Annotated in this window: 17 protein-coding genes; 5 read left to right on the forward strand and 12 right to left on the reverse strand. The window is 61.1% G+C overall.

What is annotated here, in order from left to right:
• Positions 1 to 48: 48 nt before the first annotated feature.
• The 12 genes from ureG to urtA form a co-directional block, all read right to left on the reverse strand.
• Positions 49 to 687, reverse strand: coding sequence for an urease accessory protein UreG (gene ureG / locus R1T44_RS12505; protein ID WP_131432353.1), 639 nt, complete (start codon positions 685 to 687; stop codon positions 49 to 51).
• A gap of 81 nt (positions 688 to 768) precedes the next feature.
• Positions 769 to 1,470 (reverse strand): urease accessory protein UreF, encoded by a 702-nt coding sequence (locus tag R1T44_RS12510; protein ID WP_205741732.1) that lies wholly within the window; start codon positions 1,468 to 1,470, stop codon positions 769 to 771.
• Positions 1,460 to 2,101, reverse strand: coding sequence for an urease accessory protein UreE (ureE, locus tag R1T44_RS12515; protein WP_131432355.1), 642 nt, complete (start codon positions 2,099 to 2,101; stop codon positions 1,460 to 1,462). The genes R1T44_RS12510 and ureE overlap by 11 nt, the downstream gene beginning before the upstream one ends.
• A gap of 48 nt (positions 2,102 to 2,149) precedes the next feature.
• Positions 2,150 to 3,853 carry an urease subunit alpha gene (gene ureC, locus R1T44_RS12520; RefSeq protein ID WP_024952522.1) on the reverse strand — a complete coding sequence of 568 codons (1,704 nt, stop codon included), beginning with the start codon at positions 3,851 to 3,853 and terminating at the stop codon, positions 2,150 to 2,152.
• 144 nt (positions 3,854 to 3,997) lie between these two features.
• A complete protein-coding gene (locus tag R1T44_RS12525) occupies positions 3,998 to 4,327 on the reverse strand; it encodes an urease subunit beta (protein ID WP_107336426.1) in 330 nt (109 codons plus the stop codon).
• 11 nt (positions 4,328 to 4,338) lie between these two features.
• The gene (ureA, locus tag R1T44_RS12530; RefSeq protein ID WP_024952521.1) at positions 4,339 to 4,641 is read right to left on the reverse strand and encodes an urease subunit gamma; all 303 of its coding nucleotides are present in this window, start codon (positions 4,639 to 4,641) and stop codon (positions 4,339 to 4,341) included.
• Between the two features lie 42 nt (positions 4,642 to 4,683).
• The gene (locus tag R1T44_RS12535; RefSeq protein WP_131432357.1) at positions 4,684 to 5,622 is read right to left on the reverse strand and encodes an urease accessory protein UreD; all 939 of its coding nucleotides are present in this window, start codon (positions 5,620 to 5,622) and stop codon (positions 4,684 to 4,686) included.
• Positions 5,619 to 6,368 (reverse strand): urea ABC transporter ATP-binding subunit UrtE, encoded by a 750-nt coding sequence (gene urtE / locus R1T44_RS12540; RefSeq protein WP_131433094.1) that lies wholly within the window; start codon positions 6,366 to 6,368, stop codon positions 5,619 to 5,621. The genes R1T44_RS12535 and urtE overlap by 4 nt, the downstream gene beginning before the upstream one ends.
• Before the next feature lie 47 nt (positions 6,369 to 6,415).
• Entirely contained in the window at positions 6,416 to 7,243 is an 828-nt protein-coding gene (urtD, locus tag R1T44_RS12545; RefSeq protein WP_131432358.1) for an urea ABC transporter ATP-binding protein UrtD, read from the reverse strand.
• Positions 7,240 to 8,409: an urea ABC transporter permease subunit UrtC gene (gene urtC / locus R1T44_RS12550; protein WP_131432359.1), complete on the reverse strand. Its 1,170-nt coding sequence runs from the start codon at positions 8,407 to 8,409 to the stop codon at positions 7,240 to 7,242. The genes urtD and urtC overlap by 4 nt, the downstream gene beginning before the upstream one ends.
• Before the next feature lie 3 nt (positions 8,410 to 8,412).
• Entirely contained in the window at positions 8,413 to 10,065 is a 1,653-nt protein-coding gene (gene urtB, locus R1T44_RS12555) for an urea ABC transporter permease subunit UrtB (protein WP_286173844.1), read from the reverse strand.
• Between the two features lie 134 nt (positions 10,066 to 10,199).
• Entirely contained in the window at positions 10,200 to 11,474 is a 1,275-nt protein-coding gene (urtA, locus tag R1T44_RS12560; protein WP_317292944.1) for an urea ABC transporter substrate-binding protein, read from the reverse strand.
• Positions 11,475 to 12,137: 663 nt separating this feature from the next.
• On the opposite strand from urtA, the gene R1T44_RS12565 reads away from it, so the two are divergent.
• The 5 genes from R1T44_RS12565 (at position 12,138) to R1T44_RS12585 (ending at position 20,807) form a co-directional block, all read left to right on the forward strand.
• Positions 12,138 to 13,130, forward strand: a complete 993-nt coding sequence (locus R1T44_RS12565) for a site-specific integrase (RefSeq protein WP_317292129.1) — start codon at positions 12,138 to 12,140, stop codon at positions 13,128 to 13,130.
• A 115-nt stretch (positions 13,131 to 13,245) separates the two neighbouring features.
• Positions 13,246 to 14,058 (forward strand): hypothetical protein, encoded by an 813-nt coding sequence (locus tag R1T44_RS12570; RefSeq protein ID WP_131432360.1) that lies wholly within the window; start codon positions 13,246 to 13,248, stop codon positions 14,056 to 14,058.
• Positions 14,055 to 16,505: a hypothetical protein gene (locus R1T44_RS12575; RefSeq protein WP_317292130.1), complete on the forward strand. Its 2,451-nt coding sequence runs from the start codon at positions 14,055 to 14,057 to the stop codon at positions 16,503 to 16,505. The genes R1T44_RS12570 and R1T44_RS12575 overlap by 4 nt, the downstream gene beginning before the upstream one ends.
• Positions 16,502 to 19,201: a hypothetical protein gene (locus tag R1T44_RS12580; RefSeq protein ID WP_317292131.1), complete on the forward strand. Its 2,700-nt coding sequence runs from the start codon at positions 16,502 to 16,504 to the stop codon at positions 19,199 to 19,201. Before R1T44_RS12575 ends, R1T44_RS12580 begins: the two co-directional genes overlap by 4 nt.
• 184 nt (positions 19,202 to 19,385) lie before the next feature.
• Positions 19,386 to 20,807 (forward strand): aminotransferase-like domain-containing protein, encoded by a 1,422-nt coding sequence (locus R1T44_RS12585; RefSeq protein WP_317292132.1) that lies wholly within the window; start codon positions 19,386 to 19,388, stop codon positions 20,805 to 20,807.
• Positions 20,808 to 21,060 lie beyond the last annotated feature (253 nt).

Below are 21,060 nucleotides of genomic sequence, written 5' to 3' on the forward strand. Positions count from 1 at the left end.
TGCCGGGAGACAATGGCTCGTAGACAAGTGGTAGAAAACGCTGCGCCGTCAGGCCTGTGCCGCCAGCTTTTGCGGGCGACGCTCCGGCAACATGCCGCGATCCAGAATGAAGGCGATGATCTCTTCCAGCCCGACACCGTCATACAGATTGGCGAACACGAAGGGCCGCTCACCGCGCATCTTGCGCGAATCGCGATCCATCACTTCGAGGGAGGCATGCACCTGCTCGGCGATGTCGATCTTGTTGATGATCAGAAGATCCGACTTGGTGATGCCCGGACCGCCCTTGCGCGGAATCTTGTCGCCTGCCGAGACATCGATCACATAGAGGGTAAGATCGGAAAGCTCGGGGCTGAAGGTCGCGGACAGGTTGTCGCCGCCGGATTCCACCAGCACCAGCTCCATATCCGGGTGACGCGCCTGCAGATCATCGATGGCCGCCAGATTCATCGAGGCATCCTCGCGAATCGCGGTATGCGGGCAGCCGCCGGTCTCGACCCCGAGGATACGGTCCGCGCCCAGTGCTTCATGTCGCAGCAGGAAATCGGCATCTTCGCGGGTGTAGATGTCATTGGTGACCACCCCGATGTCGTAATGATCGCGCAGGGCCAGACACAGCTGGCGCAGCAGCGCCGTCTTGCCGGAGCCCACCGGCCCACCCACTCCTACGCGTAGACAATGCTTCATGGCAGCTTCCTTTCTCGTGAGATATCAGACGTTCATGTCGGTCGGTTCAGGCGCCGCCGCCTCAAGACAGGCGGCCTTGGCTCAACTCCTGAACAGACGGGAATATTGGGTTTCGTGCTGAGCGGAGGCGAGTGCCAGCCCCGGCAATATCGGGCCAAGCTCACCATCCAGACGCGCAAGCGCCTGCGCGACGACCTCAACCACACGGGGGCGCAGCTGCTCGGTCAGACGTTGGGCGGCGGTATGTCCCAGCGGCATGGCCTTGCAGGCCACCGCCAGCTGATTCTCGAGCCAGGCCCAGGCGAAGCCGATCAAGGCCTGACGCGGCGGCACTCCACGTTGATGCGCCACCCAGGCAAACACCGTCACATAGCCGGGTGACTGCGGCATCAGCGCGCTTGGCGGTTCGAGCTCGAGACTTCTGAGCAGGCGCAGCAGCGCCGCCCCGAGACGCGCGTCCTCATCGCTGAGTTCGGCGGTTTCGCGCGTCGCCTTGAGCCAGCCATCCCACTCGTCGAGCGCCGGTGCATCCCCCACGGCCCACGCCTGCTGCAGACGCACCAACAGTGGCAGTTCGCAACGGCCAAGCCCGTCTTCCAGCACGCCGTCGATCCACTCGCCAAGCTCCTGCTCCTGAGTGACCCAGCCAAGCTCGAAGGCACTCTCCAGCCCTTGAGACCAGGCAAAGGCGCCGATGGGCAAGGCCGGACTCACCAGCTGCAACAGCCCCAATAGCGCCAGATCCTCCTGCGCCGGCAGGCCCGCCATAGAATCAGTGCTCATGCGTGTGCTCATGGGCGTGGTTGTGAGAATGGCCGTGGCTGTGCTCATGGGCATGGGCATGGTCGTGAGCATGTGAGTGGCCGTGAGAATGAGCATGCCCCTGCCCCGCCTGGGCATAGGCACCCGGCTCAGGGTCAAAAGGCGCCTCGTGATGGGTGAGGGTCGCGCCGAGGCGCTCGGCCAGTTCTTCCAGCACGTGATCCGGCGGGAAGCGCACCCAGCCGGTTGAGCTCTCTGCTTCGCCCTTTGCTTCGGACTTTCCTTCACTACTGCCAGCGTCAGGCGTCTGCATGCCGATGGCGAGCTGCACATGGCGATTGCCCAGGTGATAGCAGAGCGCGGCCATCGGGCGCCCGGCGGCGATGTGGGCAGTCACTACCGGCTCATCCGCGGCGCGGATGCGGATCACCTCACCCTCGCGCGAGGCCAGCCGATCGCCGTCACGCAGTACCGGTCCGCGATCCAGAAACAGGCCGACCTCGCGTCCGCCGTCCGTGGTGGCTCGCAGACGACCGCGGATGCGCAGCTCCAGCGGCAGGGTCAGGGTGTCGAGAGGCTCGGCGTCGGTGTGAGTGCTCGCTGGGGAGCCTGAACCACTGGCGTCTGGCAGGCGATGTATCAATTCCATCATGGCGTCGATCTCGAATAGGGAGTCAGAACAGGCACTTGAAACAGGCCTTCAGAACAGGTGATAGCGCTGGGCCAGCGGCAGCTCGCTAGCAGGCTCACAGGTCAGCAGCTCACCGTCGGCGAAGACTTCGTAGGTCTCGGGGTCAACCTTGAGCTCCGGGCAGGCGTCATTGAGTTTCATGTCGCACTTGCGCACCTGACGTACGTCGCGGCAGGCGGACAGCGGGCTGTCGAGCCCGAGCGCTTCCCCAACACCCGCCTTGAGTGCCGCCTGGGAGACGAAGGTCAAGCGCGTGGCGCTGGCCGCCTTGCCGAAGGCGCCGAACATCGGGCGGTAATGCACCGGTTGCGGTGTAGGAATCGAGGCATTCGGGTCGCCCATGGGTGCGGCAGCAATCATGCCGCCCTTGAGGATGCAGGCCGGTTTGACGCCGAAGAACGCCGGCGACCACAGCACAAGGTCCGCCAGCTTGCCGACCTCGATGGAGCCGACCTCATGGGCGATGCCATGGGTGATGGCCGAGTTGATGGTGTACTTGGCGATATAGCGACGCGCGCGGAAGTTGTCGGTGCCGCGCTCGCTGTCCTCTGCCAGCAGGCCGCGCTGTTCGCGCATCTTGTGCGCCGTCTGCCAGGTACGGCAGATCACCTCGCCCACGCGGCCCATCGCCTGGGAATCCGAGGACATCATCGAGATGACACCCAGGTCATGCAGGATGTCCTCGGCGGCGATGGTCTCGCGGCGAATGCGCGAATCGGCGAAGGCGACGTCCTCGGGGATACTCGGGTCCAGGTGGTGGCAGACCATCAGCATGTCGAGGTGCTCATCCACCGTGTTGACGGTGTAGGGACGCGTCGGGTTGGTGGAGGACGGCAGCACGTTGGGCCGCGAGCAGGCGGTGATGATATCCGGGGCATGGCCGCCACCGGCGCCTTCGGTGTGGAAGGTGTGGATGCAGCGGTCCTTGAAGGCTGCCAGGGTGTCCTCGACGAAGCCCGACTCGTTCAGGGTGTCGGTATGGATCGCCACCTGCACGTCATAGGCATCGGCGACGGTCAGACAGTTGTCGATGGAGGCCGGCGACGTGCCCCAGTCTTCATGCAGCTTCAGGCCGATCACGCCGGCCTCGATCTGCTGCTCCAGGCCCTGTGGCAGCGAGGCATTGCCCTTGCCGAGAAAGCCGATGTTCATCGGCAGGCTATCCACCGCCTGCAGCATCTTGCCGATATGCCACGGCCCCGGCGTACAGGTGGTGGCATTGGTGCCGGTGGCAGGCCCGGTGCCGCCGCCGAGCATGGTGGTGATGCCGCTCATCAGCGCCTCTTCCACCTGCTGGGGGCAGATGAAGTGGATGTGCGGGTCGACACCACCGGCGGTGAGAATCTTGCCCTCACCGGCGATGATCTCGGTGCCTGGGCCAATCACGATATCCACGTCGGGCTGGGTATCGGGATTGCCCGCCTTGCCGATGGCCGCGATGCGCCCGGCCTTGAGGCCGACATCCGCCTTGACGATGCCCCACCAGTCCAGAATCAGCGCATTGGTGATCACGGTATCCATCACGCTGTCATCGGCGCGCTGGCTCTGGCCCATGCCATCGCGGATCACCTTGCCACCGCCGAACTTCACTTCTTCCCCGTAATGGGTGAAATCCTTCTCCACCTCGATCCACAGCGCGGTGTCGCCCAGACGCACGCGGTCCCCGGTGGTCGGGCCGTACATGTCGGCATAGGCCTGTCGCGTTATCTTCATGGGTTGCCTCTTGATCCCTGAGCTACAGCTTTTAAGCCAACGCTTCTGAGCTGCAGTTGCTGAACTGCCGTTGCCAAGTGAGCTCCGAACTGAATGCCTGTCAGCGCCATTGCCTGGCGCATTGAGGTAAAGGGCGTCGCTCGCTCAGCGCTCGACACTGCCGTCATCCTTGAGTTGCCCCATCACCTCGCCACGGAAGCCATAGATATGACGGCTGCCGGCGAAGGGGATCAGCGTGACGTCACGCGTCTGTCCCGGTTCGAAGCGGATCGCCGTGCCGGCGGCGATGTCCAGGCGCTGCCCGAGGGCGGCCTCACGATCAAACACCAGCGCCGGATTGGCCTCGGCAAAGTGATAGTGCGAGCCGATCTGGATCGGCCGGTCGCCGGTATTGCCGACCGAGAGCGTGGTGCGCAGACGGTCTTCGCAGAGAGAGATCTCGCCGTCAGCCACCAGGTATTCACCGGGAATCATGATTGATCGCCTCACACGATGGGGTTGTGAACGGTCACCAGCTTGGTGCCGTCCGGGAAGGTCGCCTCGACCTGCACTTCGGGAATCATCTCGGCGATGCCCTCCATCACGTCGTCACGGGTCAGCACCTCCGCGCCGCGCCCCATCAGCTCGGCCACGCTCAAGCCTTCGCGGGCGCCTTCCAGAATCTCGGCGCTGATCAAGGCGATGGATTCCGGGTAGTTGAGCTTGAGGCCCTTGGCCTTGCGGCGTTCCGCCAGCAGCGCTGCGGTGAACAGCAACAGCTTGTCCTTGTCTCTTGGCGTCAGTTCCATGTCGTGGCTCTTGTGGTTGTCATTCAGTGGGGGCTTTCGAGATCAGGTCAGCCAGATACGTGGCACCTGTGCCTCAAGCCCCGTCATCAGAGGGCGCAGGAGCTGCCATGCCTGCTGGCACAGCGCCCAGGCCTCGTTGCGTTCATGGCCCAGATAGCGCAGCAGCAATACGCCTTCGCGGCGGGTCACCGCCCAGCGCGGGGAAGCCGGCATCGCCTCACGCAGCGCCTCGATGGCCGCCGCCTCATCCTCGAGTCCGACCGCCCACAGCGTGGCCTGCACACTGCAGCCGCCCTGCCCCCAGCGTCCGGTGAAGCGCGGATGCAGCGGGTCCAGCGACTGGCGCTCGATCCACACTGGCTTGCCGTCGCGGGTCAGGCGAAAGCGTTGTTCGAGATGGCCGCTGACGAAGGGCAGCTCACCGACCGGGCGCCCCAGTGCCAGCACTTCCCAGCCCAGACAGCGCGCAGAGCCGGCAAGCTCGAGGGTAGTGGTCTGCTCGCCGCGCGAGCCATTGAAGGCCAGCGTTTCCTGAGGTAGCCATTCCAGGGTGGCCCCGTCGGCGACCTTGAGGTGCGTATGCTGGCCCCAGGCCACGCCATTGCGATCCGCCTTGTAGAGCTTGGCCGCCGCCGGCGTGGTCAACAGCACATGCGCGCCCTCCTCCACCTCGGCCTCGATCTGCAGCGCATCGCCGCTGACCAGCCCACCGGGGGGATGCAGCAGATAGACGTGGCAGCAGCCGTGGCGGCCTTCGGGGTAGAAGGGTCGCTGCACGCGCAGCGGGCCGTGATGGCGTCTGCGCGTCAGGCGGGTGATGGCACGCCCGCCATCACTGGTGTCGCGCGCATCCGCCTCGAACCGCAGCGCCAGCGCGGCCTGCCACTGGCGCTGGTCATCGAAGCGGTGGCCGGAGGCATTGGCCTCACTGCGCACGGCATCCGTCGCGCCGTCAGCGGGAATCACGCATCGGATCGTCATACGGTCAGGTGCTGCTTGATGAGTTCATCGGACAGCGCCGCGATATCGCCTTCGGCTACCCGCCGGCCGCGATCCATGATCACGAAGCGGTCGGCGTACTTGCGCGCGAAGGGCAGCTTCTGCTCGACCAGCAGTACCGTCAGGCCGTCTTCCTTGATCAGGCGACGGATGACCTCGCCGATCTGGGCGACGATATTGGGCTGGATGCCCTCACCGGGTTCATCGAGGATCAGCAGGCGCGGTTCGATCACCAGTGCGCGGCCGATGGCCAGCTGTTGCTGCTGGCCGCCAGAGAGGTCGCCCCCGCGGCGGTGACGCATCTCCTTGAGCACGGGGAACAGCTCATAGATGCGCTCGGGAATCTGGCGCAGGCCATCGCGACGCACGGCAAGCCCGGTGCGCAGGTTCTCTTCCACCGTCATCATCGGGAAGATCTGTCGCCCCTGGGGGACATAGCCGACCCCCAGGCGGGCGCGCTCCTCGAGCTTGCGCCGCGTCAGATCAAGTGGCTCGTTGCTGCTGGCATCGCGACCGGAATCGCTGCCACTGGCATCGCCATCGGCGCGGTACAGAAGCTTGCCGTCACGGACGCTCTCCTCGCCCATGATGCATTTCATCAGCGTGGTCTTGCCGACGCCGTTGCGGCCCATCACGCAGGTGCATTGCCCAACGGGAATCTCCAGCGTCAGGTCCCACAGCGTGTGGCTTTCCCCATAGAACTGGTTGAGCGTGTCGATGGACAGCAGCGGCGACTCGCCGCTCGGCATCGGTGCCTTGGTGTTCAGCGCTTGCGTCATCCGTCACTCTCTCCCAGGTAGACCTCGACGACTTTCGGGTCGCTCGATACCGCATCCATGCTGCCTTCCGCCAATACCGCGCCCTGATGCAACACCGTGACCTTGCGCGCGATGGAGCGCACGAAGCCCATGTCGTGCTCGACCACCACCACCGACTGACGCCCCGCCAGGCTGGTCAACAGCTCCGCGGTGCGCTCCATCTCCTGCTCGGTCATGCCGGCCACCGGCTCATCGACCAGCAGCAGCCGCGGCTTCTGCATCAGCAGCATGCCGATCTCCAGCCACTGCTTCTGGCCGTGGGACAGGATGCCCGCCTCGCGCGCATGCCACTCCTTGAGGTGAATCGTCTCGAGCACTTCCTCGATCCTGGCGCGGGTCTCGCCGCTCATGCGCGCGGCCAGCGTCGGAAAGATGCGCTTGTCGGTGGCCATGGCCAGTTCGAGATTCTCGAACACGCTGAGCGCCTCGAAGACGGTGGGCTTCTGGAACTTGCGCCCGATGCCCAGGGTGGCGATTTCGGGCTCACTCATGCGCAGCAGATCGTGACGACTGCCGAACCACACCGAGCCACTGTCGGGGTGCGTCTTGCCGGTGATGATGTCCATCATCGTGGTCTTGCCCGCGCCGTTGGGGCCGATGATGCAGCGCAGCTCGCCATCGTCGATGGTCAGGTTGAGGTCATTGATCGCCTTGAAGCCATCGAAGCTGACACTGACATCCTCCAGATAGAGGATCGGCCCGTGGGTCACGTCCACCGGCGAGATGCGCGGGGTCAGGAAGTCGAACACGCGGTCACGCGTGGCCATCTCTTTCAACAGGCTCATGCGGTGGCCTCCTCGATGGGACGGGAACCGGATGCCGATTCGCTCTTCGCCGCGGACGACTGCGAACGCCTTCCCCAGCCACGCTGAGCGAACAGGCCGGCGATGCCCTTGGGCAACAGCACGGTGACCAGCACGAACAGGCCGCCGAGGGCGAACAGCCAGGCATCCGGCATGATGCCGGTGAACACCGTCTTGGCGTAGTTGACGATCAGCGCGCCCAGTACGGCACCGTAGAGCGTCGCGCGGCCGCCGAGCGCCACCCACACCACCACCTCGATGGAGAACAGCGGCGAGAACTCGCCGGGATTGATGATGCCGACCTGCGGCACGTACAGCGCACCCGCGACCCCGGCCAACATCGCCGAGACCACGAAAATGAACAGCTGGACACGTTCGACGCGGTAACCCAGAAAGCGCGTGCGCGCCTCGGCGTCGCGACAGGCGATGCTCAAACGTCCCAGCTTGGAGCCGACGATGCCACGACACAGCAGATAGCCCAGCCCCAGCGCCACAGCGCTGGCGATGAACAGCGCGATGCGCACCGCATCCGTGCGCAGGTCGAAGCCGAGAATGTCCTTGAAGTCGGTCAGGCCGTTGTTGCCACCGAAGCCCATCTCGTTGCGGAAGAACGCCAGCATCAAGGCGAAGGTCAGCGCCTGGGTGATGATCGAGAGATAGACGCCGGTGACGCGGGAGCGGAAGGCGAGGAAGCCGAACACCAGCGCCAGCAGCCCCGGCGCCAACAGTACCATCAGGAAGGCGAAGGCCGGCATGTCGAAGCCCTGCCAGAACCACGGCAGCTCCTGCCAGTTGAGGAAGACCATGAAGTCCGGTAGTTCCGGATTGCCATAGACGCCGCGGTCACCGATCTCGCGCATCAGGTACATGCCCATGGCGTAACCGCCCAGCGCGAAGAAGGCGCCGTGACCCAGGCTGAGAATGCCCAGGTAGCCCCAGACAAGATCCACCGCCACCGCCAGCAGCGCATAGCACAGGTACTTGCCCAGCAGAGTGACGGTGAAGGTGCTGACATGCAGCAGATGCCCCTCGGGCAGCAGCACATGCAGCAGCGTGATCGCGAGCACCGACAGCGTCAGCACCGCGAGGAAGATCTGGGTGGAGCGCTCCGTGAAGGGGCGCGCCAGCCAGGAACGTGAATCAGGCATGGATCAACCCTCCGCGGCGCGGCCCTTCTGCGGGAAGAGTCCCCGCGGGCGCTTTTGAATGAACAGGATGATGAAGACCAGTACCACGATCTTGGCGAGAACCGCGCCCGCCCAGGGCTCGAGGAACTGATTGAGCAGCCCCAGCGACATGCCGGCCACCAGCGTGCCCCACAGATTGCCGACCCCGCCGAACACCACGACCATGAAGGAATCGATGATGTAGTTCTGGCCCAGGTTCGGCCCGACGTTGGTGATCTGGGAGAGCGCGACCCCGGCCAGGCCGGCAACGCCGGAGCCCAGCGCGAAGGTCATGATGTCGACACGGGTTGCCTTGATGCCCATCGAGCGCGCCATGGCACGGTTCTGGGTCACCGCCCGCACCTCGAGGCCGAGACGGGTGCGGCGCATGATCAGCATCAGACCGGCGAACACGAACAGTGCGAAGCCGATGATGTAGAGGCGATTGAGCGTCAGTGACAGCGCCTCGTTGATCATCAGCGAGCCACTCATCCACTCCGGCGTGACCACGATGCGATTCAAGGGCGAGATGGTGGTACGCACCAGCTGCTGCAGGATCAGACTGATGCCGAAGGTGGCCAGCAAGGTCTCCAGCGGACGCCCCTTGAGGTGCTGGATGACGCTGCGCTCGATGACGATTCCCACCGCCGCCGCGACCAGAAAGCCCGCCGGAATCGACAGCAACAGCGCCAGCCCCGGCTGCCCCGGCAGCAGCTGCTGCATGCCCCAGGTGGTGTAGGCGCCCAGCATGATTAGTTCGCCATGCGCCATGTTGATCACGCCCATGACACCGAAGGTGATGGCAAGCCCGATGGCGGCCAGCACCAGTACCGAGCCCAGCGATAGGCCGAAGTAGAGCGTCTCGAGCCCGCTGTTGAGCTGGAGCTTCTGCTCGATACCGGCCAGCGCCACCTTGGCGGCCTGGGCCAGCTGCGGATCATCACTCGCCGCGGCGCCATTGATGGCGGCGATCGCGGCGGCGTTCAGGCTGCCGGAGAGCGTCTCCAGTGCCGCGGGGTCGCCAGTGACTTCCAGCTGCTGGATGGCGAGCGCTTCCTTGAGCGTGGCGCGAATAGCGTCATCGCCTTCCTGCTCGATCAGGCTCGGCAGCCGCTCGGCCATGGCCTCGTCGACACTGCCACGCAGACCGCGCGCCGCCGCGAGTCTGACCTCGGCATCCGGAGAAGACAGGTCGATCATCGAGAGCACGCCATCGATATGCCCGCGCAGCGAGTTGTTGCTGCGCAGTGCCTTGAGGTCGCGGCGCGAGACCTTGCCCGCCGATTCTCCCGACAGGGCGTCGGAGACGGTCCATTCGCGGCCGCGATTGTTGTCGATGATCAAGAAGCGCTCGGCGTCCTTGAGACGAGCCAGCTTGCTGGCAGAAAAGGCTTCCAGCCAGCCACGTGCACGTGCATCGCCGCTCATCGCGATCTCATCGATCACGGCTGGCTTGGCCGGGTTGCGTGCCTCGGCGAGCCGGGTCAACAGGGATTGAGCAGCGCCGTCAGACAGGCGCGCAGACTGGCCAGTCGCAGACTCGGACTGGGCAGCAGCAAACAGGGGGAATGACAGCAGACAGACCAGCAGCATCCACTGCCAGCACCCGCGGTACATCGTTGCAAAGGAGATAGACATCAAGAAGGCCATCCATGGTGAACGCGCAAAGGCGTCATCAGTTTCCGAGGGCATCACGGCCTCGGAGCTGACACTCAACGAGGCGGCATGCAGGCTCCCCTGCACGCCGCCTCGCTCTCAGAACGTGCTACGCATCATTGCGTCGCAACGCTCTGTTGAGCCCCACAGGAATGGGTCACGACATTGTAGTTGCCGCATTCCATCGGCTTGCGCCAGTCACTGATCAGGTCCTTGGAACCTTCCAGATAATCCGACCAGGCATCGCCTGCCACGGTGGACGGGGTCTGCCAGACGACGGAGAATTGGCCGTTGTCCTGGATCTCGCCGATCAGCACCGGCTTGGTGATGTGATGGTTGGGCATCATGGTGGCGTAGCCGCCGGTCAGGTTGGGCACCGAGACACCGATGATGGCATCCTTGACCGCATCGACCTCGACACTGCCGGCCTTGCGAGCGGCTTCCATCCACATGTTGAAGCCGATGTAGTGGGCTTCCATCGGGTCATTGGTGACCGCATCTTCCTTGCCGGTGTAATCGATCCACTCATCGATGAAGTCGTAGTTGGTGTCGCTGTCCACGCTCATGAAGTAGTTCCAAGCGGCCAGGTGGCCGACCAGCGGCGCGGTATCGATGCCCGAGAGCTCCTGCTCGCCCACCGAGAAGGCCACCACCGGGATGTCCTCGGCATTGATGCCCTGGTTGGCCAGCTCACGATAGAACGGCACATTGGCATCGCCATTGATGGTGGACACCACGGCCGTCTTCTTGCCGGCACTGCCGAAGGACTTGATATCCGAGACGATGGACTGCCAGTTGGAATGGCCGAAGGGGGTGTAATTGACCATCACATCCGCGTCCGCCACGCCCTTCGACTTGAGGTAGGCGGCCAGGATCTTGTTGGTGGTACGCGGATAGACATAATCCGTGCCCGCCAGCACCCAGCGCTCCACGCCCACGTCGTTCATCAGGTAATCCACTGCCGGAATCGCCTGCTGATTGGGCGCCGCTCCAGTGTAGAAGACGTTCTCCGAGGACTCCTCGCCCTCATACTGCACCGGATAGAACAGCAGGCCGTTGAGCTCCTCGACCACCGGCAGCACCGACTTGCGCGAGACGGATGTCCAGTTGCCGAAGATCACGTCGACCTTGTCCTGCGCCAGCAGCTCACGCGCCTTCTCGGCGAACAGCGGCCAGTTGGAGGCCGGGTCGACCACGACAGGCTCCAGCTTGCGTCCCAGCAGCCCGCCCTTCTCGTTCTGCTTCTCGATCAGCATCAACATGGTGTCTTTCAGTGTCGACTCACTGATCGCCATGGTGCCGGATAGTGAATGCAGGATGCCGACCTTGATCGGCCCCTCTTCTGCCTGAGCGACATTGGCCAGCGAGAAACCGACACAGGCGGATAGCATTGCGGCAGCGATTTTCTTGTTCACGACATTCCCTCGTGTCTTGTTGTACTTGTTATCCCTCTTCGTGTAGTGCAATCGATATGCCAATCAATGCCATAGCACCGACCTGCCTAGTACATTCCACTGCTGTCACTACTTTTAGTTAGATAACCAAACATCCTGAGCGCACCAAAAAAGCGCATGACAACACAGCTTCTTTTTGATCGCGCACCAATTCGGTGATCTTTCACAATTTTCGTAGTCTGTGCTCTGTTACATAGCAAGGTGAAAGACTTTTTTGTCTTTATCTTGCCGCTTACTGGTGCATTCCTAGCTAGCGACATAATGATCACAGGCGATATGTCATGCCGGGGATACTTCCCGCCTTTGCACTTCTCGCTCTCCTCAGAGAATAGCGGCGCCTGATATATAGACTGGAGGATTGCGGCCATCGAGTCGCTGAAGATCGCCTTCCCAGATTCACGAAGCTCGATAGCGTACGAGTTGACTGCGAGCGACTCCGCAGGACAAGAGACGTCAGCGAACTGGCGTCAGATACTGTCTGCCAATCGAGGTACTTCATGATCATCCCACTGCCATGTATTCCTTCACTCTTCGGTGTAAAGCGAACACCCTCAAAGTGTCTTCCTTCCTTCTGCTCAGCCACATCGCAAGGAGGAAATCATGTCGCCTAAGAAGAAGGCCGTAGGCCTGCCCACCGATGTGTCGTCATGGTCCGACATGGAAGATAGCCATGCGCTGACAGGCGATATGGAATTGTCACGCGCTGCCAGACGATTGCTGTCTGACAGCATGGCCAAGAACACGATTCTGGCATTCCGATCAGATATTCGAGGCTTCTTGAAAGCCGGCTACTCACTCCCCGCCACTGCCCAGCAAGTTGCCAATTATCTGGCCGAGTTGCATATCAAAGGCCGCAAGCCTGCCACGATTTCCCGCCATGCCAGCTCGCTGGGCACCTGGCATGTTTACATGCAGCTGCCCTCTCCCACCCTGAGCCTGGAAGTGAAGGGCGTATTGAAGGGGATTCATCGCAAGAGTGATGGACGGCACCGTCAAGCGCCCGCATTGCGACTCCATCATTTACAACAGCTGCTGAATGCGCTGGATCTCGAGTCACCGCGGGATCTACGTAATGCCAGCATGTTCTGTCTGTGTTTCTACGGAGCGTTTCGCTCCAGTGAGGTGGTCGCACTCTACAGGGAGGATATCGAGTGGCGTGATGGCGGTATCGTGATCACGTTGCGCCACAGTAAAACCAATCAAAGCGGACGGATCGAGCAAAAGACGCTTCCCCGTAATCCTGCGGGCGGTCGTTGCTGTCCGGTGAGTCTGCTGGAAACCTGGTTGGAGCGGAGCGGTATTCAGCGAGGTGCCTTATATCGATCTATTGATCAGGGAGGCGGGCTGGGAGCCGGCAGAATGCATCCCGTCACCTTCAGCAACCTTCTCAAACAGGCGCTCATACGGGCGGGTCTAGCAGAGGAAGGCTTCACGACCCACAGCTTTCGTGCTGGCTTCATTACCGAAGCACATCTCCGCGGGAAGAGCGACCAACAGATAAAGCGCATCAGCGGACACCGGGACCAGAAAACCTTCGAACGCTACATTCGCATGGCGGATGACATGCATGACCCGGGCAACGACATCTTTTGATAGCTCGCACTCTGAAAATCGCTGCCAAGGACGGTAGCACTTCCATGGACACCAATGAGGTGATATTTATCCTACTATAAGGATGAGGTAATTAATAAGACACCAAGGAGGGATCATGACCGATACCTACGCCCCACTACCTGAGGCTGAGTTTGTCATCTCAGGCAAGTTACGGAGTCGTTCACGACGCTCCCTTGGCGATCTCATCTACCTTCGCCCCTCGCGCAAAGGCACAACGATATCTCACAAGCGTGTTCTGCTCCGGCACCTACCCATCGTGCTTGTCAGTGCTCAGGGCCATGCTGAGTTGCTCAACAATGGGACGCTCTTGCGCCAATTAAATGGGCTCACTCTCGAGAACTTCCATTCCCTTCAGGTTTTCGAAGTGGACCGGCAAACCCTCACCTATGAGGAGCTGGAGGTGTTGCGCTACCTGTCAGAGGTACTGCCCCAGGAGCTTTTCAATACCTCACACGTGATGGACGCCCGAGCTTTCATCAAGCAGCTCAACGAAAAGCCTGGACTGGAAGAGAAACTGGCTCGCATCGTATTCGGGTTATCGAAACCCACCCTGGATATCAAGAGCCTCATGATCTTGACCCAAGGACGCTGGGCCAAGAGTACGCTGCAACGCGCTCATAGCCCGAAAGGGCAGCGTAGCCCCGACGATGAGCCCGTGGTGTCAGAGTCTCCCTCTACCGCGACAAAACGGGAGAACGAGGCACAAAAGGAAGCACCAACCTCAGCGACGATCACTCCCCCAGCGTCTAAGCCGACAACGCCGCCCCGATGGCAAAAAGCGCTGAGCACACCCCCGGACACAGCGAATCCCGCCCCCTCACCGACTTGCAAGCCTAAGGGGGCCACACAGAAGATGGGCGATCTGTTTGACGATCAGCAGGACGACACAGAGAGCTCCTCGTCATGACGCATGACACTCCCGAGAGCAAGACGTGGCTCCCCGAGACAATACTCCGCCAATGGGCAGATCAACTGGGTGACCGAGTATTGTCGGCTTTAGAGGAAAGGCACTTATGGCCGTTTCTTCAGCGCAACCTCCCCCCCTGTAGCCAAGCGGACCTCTGGATATCCGCTCAGATTCATGCGCAGGATGAGAACGATCCTGAATTGCTTGACCTCATCAGCAAGCTCCTGAGACTTCTCCCACTTGAGCCGGGCCCTTTACAGACAATACGTCAGAGCCATCCCTTACATAGTCACCTGACCTTTCCCGACAAATTCGGCCCCACCATGGTGCGAACAGATATCGCAACTCAGGCATCACAGATTGCACGCCACGGTACAGCCTCAACACCCTACCTCGCATTCTTGCCAAACAATGGCGAGCAGTCTCCCATTGAGCACAATCGGCGATTGATTCGCCTCGCCCTGCGCGACATGGCGGGTTACCACTCAGACCCTCTTGTCGATCCCAGTATCTATTACCAACATCTGTCGACGTTACGCATCGCATTGAGGTACATGTTGCCACGTTGGCAGCACCCGATCGTATGGAGTCATTCTGCCAGTCTCTCGTTGCTCAGTGCCTGGAAAAGCATGCCCTGGCTGGCGAACGATAAGTCGAAGCTTTATAACCACTTGAATCGAGCCTATGAACTGCTCTCCGGTAATCCAGCCCTTGGAACTCGACGCGCGCGCTACACGAAACGAAGCCCGCAACGCTCTGTCTTTTTTCAAGACACTTTCAAGCACAACTTCTCGCCTGTTGCCTCCAGCCCTGAACTACCTGAGACACTCGATGCACCACTGCGCCCGGACGGGGACGAGGAGGACGACGACGCCAGCCTCGAACGAGACAGCATCTCACACCAGCAAGAAGAGGAAGCCCCCTTCTATCGCACGGGGGACAGCCTGCTGACGCCGGAAGATTGCAGGGTAATCGCTCGCAAGCGTCAACAAACCTCTATCGCGCAGAGCCTGGGAAGTCTGTCGAATTTCGCCACGACTCAGGGGCAGATCCGCAGAATACTGGCATTACCTCTGCCGCCTGATGCCAAACTGCTGGTGCAGCTTGTACTCGCGACTGGTATTGCCCCAGTACGTCTCAGTCAGATGCGTGTGACGGATGTAGCGCAGGAAGCGCTGCTCCGCACTACGGCGGTATCGCGTGGTCAACCGCTGCAGTGGGTTGCTGAAAGCAAGACACTCTACATCCCCGTCATTCATGCACCGTCAGGCAGTCCACCACTCTCTCTACGACTACCGAACACCCTCGCGGCATCACTCAATCAATTGAGTGATGCGACAACTCAGCCTCTGATAAAGACTCTGACGCTGCTCAATCGCCAGCTGGTGCAACACATGAGGTCAGACACTGGCACCACTCCCACGGCTCAGCGCGTTGTCAGAGCCGCGCGGCATCACATTCTCGGCATGGCGAAGACGGATATCGAAGCAGAGTGGCTTAACGGGGAACTCAGTCTGAAAACAGCAGCGCCTGCCGCTTACCGCAAGATGCCCATGCGTGAGCTACAGCAGCTCATGAACGCGTCGCTTGAATGGTGGGGAATCGCAACACCGAAGAAAGCGGTTGCACTTCCCAGTGAGACGCAAGCCATCACGGCCTTGGGCTCGAGCGTGACACTGACGCATCATACGGCCAGAGAGGCACTGAAGGGCTTGTATGATCTGGTGCAAGCTGGCCTTTCTGACTTCCCCAAAGCCGCCCGTACGCAAAGTCATTCGCAAGATGTCTGCTCGGCCTTGATCGAACTCAATAGCGCCCTTTGCTGCTACACGCTCCTAGCCGTTCAGCTGACAGCAGGACTGCGCCCGATAGGCCCCACCACGCGAATGTATCGGCGTGGACGCCTGCTTTGGGTCGCTGACAAGGATTCGGGGCACTACAGAGAAAGCCGGGTAATCCCGCTACCTCTCCCAGTTTGCCAGAACCTCGACACCCTAGAGGCGTGGCAGACCGCCTGGCGGCAACACTGGCCACGGAAGGGAAAGACTTGGCTGTCATGGCCTGAAAACGAGGAGGCTCTGGCCATGTGGTGGTCGAGGCGCAGGGCAAGCCTCAATCTGACAGCAAAGCCTTTCCGACAGACCTACATGCGAGACTGGATCAGTGCATGCCATCAGGCACCGCAGCTGACAACATCATCACGCAGGGCACTCGATACCCTACTGACACTACCCGATAATGCGCCACGTCATTTCGTCGCCCAGACACTTGATGGTCGAATGCAAGCGAACACGCTGGATATGCTGCTGGGTCATGTCAAACGCGGCCAGCAACGCCACGCCCCCTATGCCAGCAACATCTGCCTACCGCCCGAAATGCAACGCCTCTTGGGGGTCTTGTCCGAGGAGTTGAGGATAAGGGTACTACCTCTAAAGGATTTGCCATGAGCGGAGACTGGATATTTTCCATTGCTCGTGAAAAGGATGCTCCAGTAACCCGATTACTGACCAGGCCCGATCCTGACTTGCACCTAAAGTTCATGAAAACCCACCACATGCAGGAGCTTTGGCGGCGATGGGAGGAGCGCCGACTTGATCGAATCAAGGGCAGGCAACGCCAGCAAAGCCTGCACCTTCTGTATTGGCTCGAGCGTCACGCCAAGCGCCAACCAGCCAACGATGTACCAGCAGAGGCCGGGAGCATTACGCTGGCACTCAACCACACGCAAGCCGAAGCCATGGTCGAGGAACTGAGGCGGTGGAGAAGCGTGCACCATCGTCGCCCGATAGGGCGTCGCGAAGCCTACGGCGTCATCGGCCACTTTCTGGAGGAGGTCAATCAAAGCCCGGGAGTCCTGGCGATGCTGCCACAGTGGCCCACGCTAGCCAGGCGCAAAAGCGTGCTGCCAATGGATGCGAAGGCTCTGGCCAGCACAGCAAGGGTCTTGCCGATCATCCGCGAGCTACGTCGTTCCGGCACTGACTTTCCCCTGCTACGCGCTGCCGTAGAGCTCGGCGTGCGTGCAGGGCTGGGGCAACAAGTTATTCTGGTCACATTGGCCTGCCTCACGCGCCGTCACTTCGAGGGTGATCGAAATACCCCTAATGAGTGGGTCTGGATCCCTGCTCACTCGACCCCACCACGGATCATGTCGTCTCACCTGACGGCCTACCGTCTGCCATTGGAGTCGACACTGGCGACAGCATTCAAGACACTGAGAGCTAAGAAACCCGCCACCGCCAAGGACAAATGGTTACTGGCCGAGAGGCCGGAAGACGAACCTCTCTCGATTACCGAGCGGATTCGCATCATCAAGGAGCGCATGAGACAGGAGCTGGCGTCCCTGGTCACCACGCTGCCCCTGACGATCGAGGAACGCCGGACACTAAAACTAACGACCCTGTTGAGAGCATTGCCCCATGCCGCAGTACTAGGGGGGTTGCCAGGCTATTGGGTGAGTCAATTCAGTCGCTATCCAATTCCCTACAGTAGCGCCCAAGGGCTTTATGAGCCCCACTCGTACTTCGCTCGGCTGGAGGCCCCTCCTGCTAACCCCGTCATGGCGGCTCATTCCATCGACCGCCAGCATGAGCCCGTGGCGAATGACGACAAGATGAGCACCGTGGATCTTTTCGCAGCCGAGGCGTCAGAAACGAAGGCTCCATATCCCCCCACCGTGCTGACACAACCTCCGGGGCAGCGCTTGATTAGCGGAGCTTTCTGGTCAATTGACTGGCTTCCTTCTGCAAGACGTATCATCAAGCAATGGATCGGTGTCATTTCCTCTGATTATCTGCGCAAGACAAGCGACGAGAAGGTCAGAGGGCGCCTGGAGGCTCTGTTACTCGAGACAAGTAGGCGTCTCACCAAACTCATGGGCATCCGCCATAGCTATCCGGCCATGGTGCTCTATTGGCTCCATGATCTGCGCGTGACTCGCATGCTACGCGTCAGTTCACTGCACACCTATCTGTCTCGCAGCCTGCCGATGGCAATGGCGGACTACGCCTTGTCGATCGATATCCAGGAATGGGATAACGACAGCGCCCAGGAAATGTACTGGTGTGTGCCACACGATATGGGCTGGTCTGCCAGCACAACACAGAGCTTTCTTGGCAATATGGGGCAGCTCATCCGCTTCATGCACAGTATGGGAGTATTGTTGGACGTCGAGCCGCCGATATCAGGCAACAGTAAAGCTCCCAGCGCTAAACGAATTCATTTTGCCACCCTGAGACAGATGGAAAAGGTACGGGGCCATCTTCTTTCCAAGCCCGATACAACGCCTGATGCCACCATGCAATGGCTCAGCATCGCCCTCAGCTTCCACGGTGGTATGCGCGCCAGCGAAGTCTGCGCCCTGACGCTACAAGACATTCGCATCGAATGTCCTCAGGGGACCTTCTCACTCGAGCACTGGTTGGAGGATCACCCCCCGGCCGCCCCCTCACCGGCGCTGTCTGACACAGAGTTCTCACCTCCTGCATTGCATGAGATGGAGACCATTCGCGAGGCATTGAGTGAGCAATTGAGTTCATTGCCAGAGATTGAGTGCCGCGTCTATATTCGCGGTGGGAAGACCCCTGCTGCCCGGCGCGTACTTCCGCTACACCTTCTGACATTCTTCGGAGATATCCAGTTGTTGGCAGCGTGGTGGGTTTATCGGCGGCGATGCTTCCCCACGACAGCCCTCCCTGACATCGCCCTGTTCGGCCCGAGTGACAGCGGTCTGGCCTTCAACCACGCCGGTCTGATCGCCCCGGCGATCGACACCATGAGAGATGTGCTGGGAAACGCTATCGACTTTCACTCGTTACGTCACGCAGCCGTCAGCTGGTGGCTGATCCGTCTTGAAGCAGCGCAGAATCGAGACATTCTCGATGACTTGCAGGAGCACGGCTCCTGGGGCTTGCAAAAAGCGCCCCTGAAACGCTTTCTTGAGGGAGTTCAGGGCTATGCCGGGGAAGATAGCCGGGAACGTGGCATGTTGCTGTATCAACTCGCCATCTGGATCGGCCACCGCACACCGGAGCAGACATTGACGCACTATGCCCATAGTCTGGAGTACCTGCATCGTCAGGCCATGCGGCGCGCCAGTAAGTACACCCAGGCGATTACGCCCTGGATCTCCCACGCGCAATAAAGACAGCACCACGTCTCATCAGAAACCTCCTGCTCTGCAAGCCTTGCACAAGTTGAATCATGGCATAACACACCACTTAACGAGCGCGCCCAATATAGTGACGCTGGATGAATTTAGGTAGTCTGCTCTCCCTGGACTCATCGAGTGAGTAACATGTGTCGCCCAATCTCATCAGGACTTTTTCATGAAGCGTTATGAACGCTTTGCCGCCGAGATTTCCAACCTGATTCGCACAGGCATTCTCGCACCGGGTGAGCGCGTGCCGTCGGTGCGTCAGGCCAGCAAGGCGCATGGCATCAGCCCCTCTACCGTCTTCCAGGCGTATTACCTGCTGGAGAATCAGGGCCTGATCAGCGCGCGGCCGCGCTCGGGGTATTTCGTGCGTGACAATGCCTCGCGGATACTCGATGAGCCGCATGTCGCCCTGCAGCAGCAAGCCCCTTCCGATGTCGCCGTCAGTGAACTGGTGTTCTCAGTGCTGGGCTCACTGCGCGACAACGACACCGTCCCCTTCGGGTCTGCCTTCCCGAGCCCGGAGCTCTTTCCGCTCGCTCGGCTTGCGACCAGCATGACACGTGGGCTGCGCCAGCTGTCATCGCATGCCGTGATCTCCGACATGACCACAGGCCATCCTGACCTGTGCCGACAGATCGCTCAGCGCTACATGGTCAACGGCATGCAGCTGCCGACGGAGGAGCTGGTGATCACCAATGGCGCCATGGAGGCGCTCAATCTTGGCCTGCAATGTGTCACCCAGCCCGGGGACCTTGTCGCCATCGAGGCGCCGGCCTTCTATGCCACGCTTCAGGTGCTTGAGCGGCTCAAGCTGCGCGCGGTGGAAATTCCGGTACACCCGCGCGACGGGATTGATCTCGAGGTACTCGAGAATCGTCTGGAGACGCTGCCCATCAAGGCCTGCTGGTTCATGAGTCATCTGCAGAATCCGCTGGGGGCCAGCCTGAGCGATGCACGCAAGGCCGAACTGTATGCGCTGCTCTGCCGTCATCAGCTGCCGATGCTGGAGGATGATGTCTACGCGGAACTGTATTTCGATCAACGTGCCGAGGTGTCGCCCCCGCAACCCGTCAAGGCGCTGGATGTCGAGGGCCTGGTGATGCATTGCGGGTCGTTCTCCAAGTGCCTGGCACCGGGCTATCGGGTGGGCTGGATATCCGCGGGGCGGCATACCCGGGAGATTTCGCGCCTCAAGCTGATGACGACCATCTCGCCATCGCTGCCCGCCCAAGTGGCCCTGGCCGACTACCTTCAGCATGGCGGCTACGACCGCCACCTGCGCAAGCTACGTCTGGCGCTCGAGACCCAGCAGACAGCCATGCTGGCAGCCATTGATCGCTACTTCCCCGAAGACACTCGCGTGACCCACCCCCACGGGGGTCATTTCCTGTGGTGCGAGCTTCCCGAGCACATCGACTCGCTGGCCCTGTTTCAGCAGGCGCTGGCCCACGGCATCAGCCTGGCGCCGGGGCCTATCTTCTCGGCCACCCAGGGCTTCAAGCATTGCATTCGCTTGAGCTACGGCCACCCATGGGACGCGGCGTCAGAGCGCGCCATGCAGACATTGGGTGAATTGCTCAAGGCAGCCTGAAACGCGGACCGCTCAGACGATATGCGAGGTGCGAGGTGCGAGATGTAAGGAATGCCTTGAGTATGTGCGCGCACGAGTGCGCGCAAATGCCGCAGCCCTTGTGGCCGCCTTGCCACACAGTCTTCACTCGTCATCCGCGGGGGCGAAAACAGCCTTTTGCGGCGCATATCACTCGCGCGACAGCTGCTTGCCACGCCTGGATGTCGCAGCTTGTTGCGCATCTTGATTGCATGCCCTGATGCCGCACGCGTGC

It is taken from the genome of Cobetia amphilecti (assembly GCF_032923285.1).
Classification (GTDB): Bacteria; Pseudomonadota; Gammaproteobacteria; order Pseudomonadales; family Halomonadaceae; genus Cobetia; species Cobetia amphilecti.

Coding starts and splice junctions, on each gene's coding strand:
- ureG (WP_131432353.1), bottom strand. CDS start 687: ATGAAGCATTGTCTACGCGTAGGAGTGGGTGGGCCGGTGGGCTCCGGC.
- R1T44_RS12510 (WP_205741732.1), bottom strand. CDS start 1,470: ATGAGCACTGATTCTATGGCGGGCCTGCCGGCGCAGGAGGATCTGGCG.
- ureE (WP_131432355.1), bottom strand. CDS start 2,101: ATGATGGAATTGATACATCGCCTGCCAGACGCCAGTGGTTCAGGCTCC.
- ureC (WP_024952522.1), bottom strand. CDS start 3,853: ATGAAGATAACGCGACAGGCCTATGCCGACATGTACGGCCCGACCACC.
- R1T44_RS12525 (WP_107336426.1), bottom strand. CDS start 4,327: ATGATTCCCGGTGAATACCTGGTGGCTGACGGCGAGATCTCTCTCTGC.
- ureA (WP_024952521.1), bottom strand. CDS start 4,641: ATGGAACTGACGCCAAGAGACAAGGACAAGCTGTTGCTGTTCACCGCA.
- R1T44_RS12535 (WP_131432357.1), bottom strand. CDS start 5,622: ATGACGATCCGATGCGTGATTCCCGCTGACGGCGCGACGGATGCCGTG.
- urtD (WP_131432358.1), bottom strand. CDS start 7,243: ATGAGCCTGTTGAAAGAGATGGCCACGCGTGACCGCGTGTTCGACTTC.
- urtC (WP_131432359.1), bottom strand. CDS start 8,409: ATGCCTGATTCACGTTCCTGGCTGGCGCGCCCCTTCACGGAGCGCTCC.
- urtB (WP_286173844.1), bottom strand. CDS start 10,065: ATGTCTATCTCCTTTGCAACGATGTACCGCGGGTGCTGGCAGTGGATG.
- urtA (WP_317292944.1), bottom strand. CDS start 11,474: ATGCTATCCGCCTGTGTCGGTTTCTCGCTGGCCAATGTCGCTCAGGCA.
- R1T44_RS12565 (WP_317292129.1), top strand. CDS start 12,138: ATGTCGCCTAAGAAGAAGGCCGTAGGCCTGCCCACCGATGTGTCGTCA.
- R1T44_RS12570 (WP_131432360.1), top strand. CDS start 13,246: ATGACCGATACCTACGCCCCACTACCTGAGGCTGAGTTTGTCATCTCA.
- R1T44_RS12575 (WP_317292130.1), top strand. CDS start 14,055: ATGACGCATGACACTCCCGAGAGCAAGACGTGGCTCCCCGAGACAATA.
- R1T44_RS12580 (WP_317292131.1), top strand. CDS start 16,502: ATGAGCGGAGACTGGATATTTTCCATTGCTCGTGAAAAGGATGCTCCA.
- R1T44_RS12585 (WP_317292132.1), top strand. CDS start 19,386: ATGAAGCGTTATGAACGCTTTGCCGCCGAGATTTCCAACCTGATTCGC.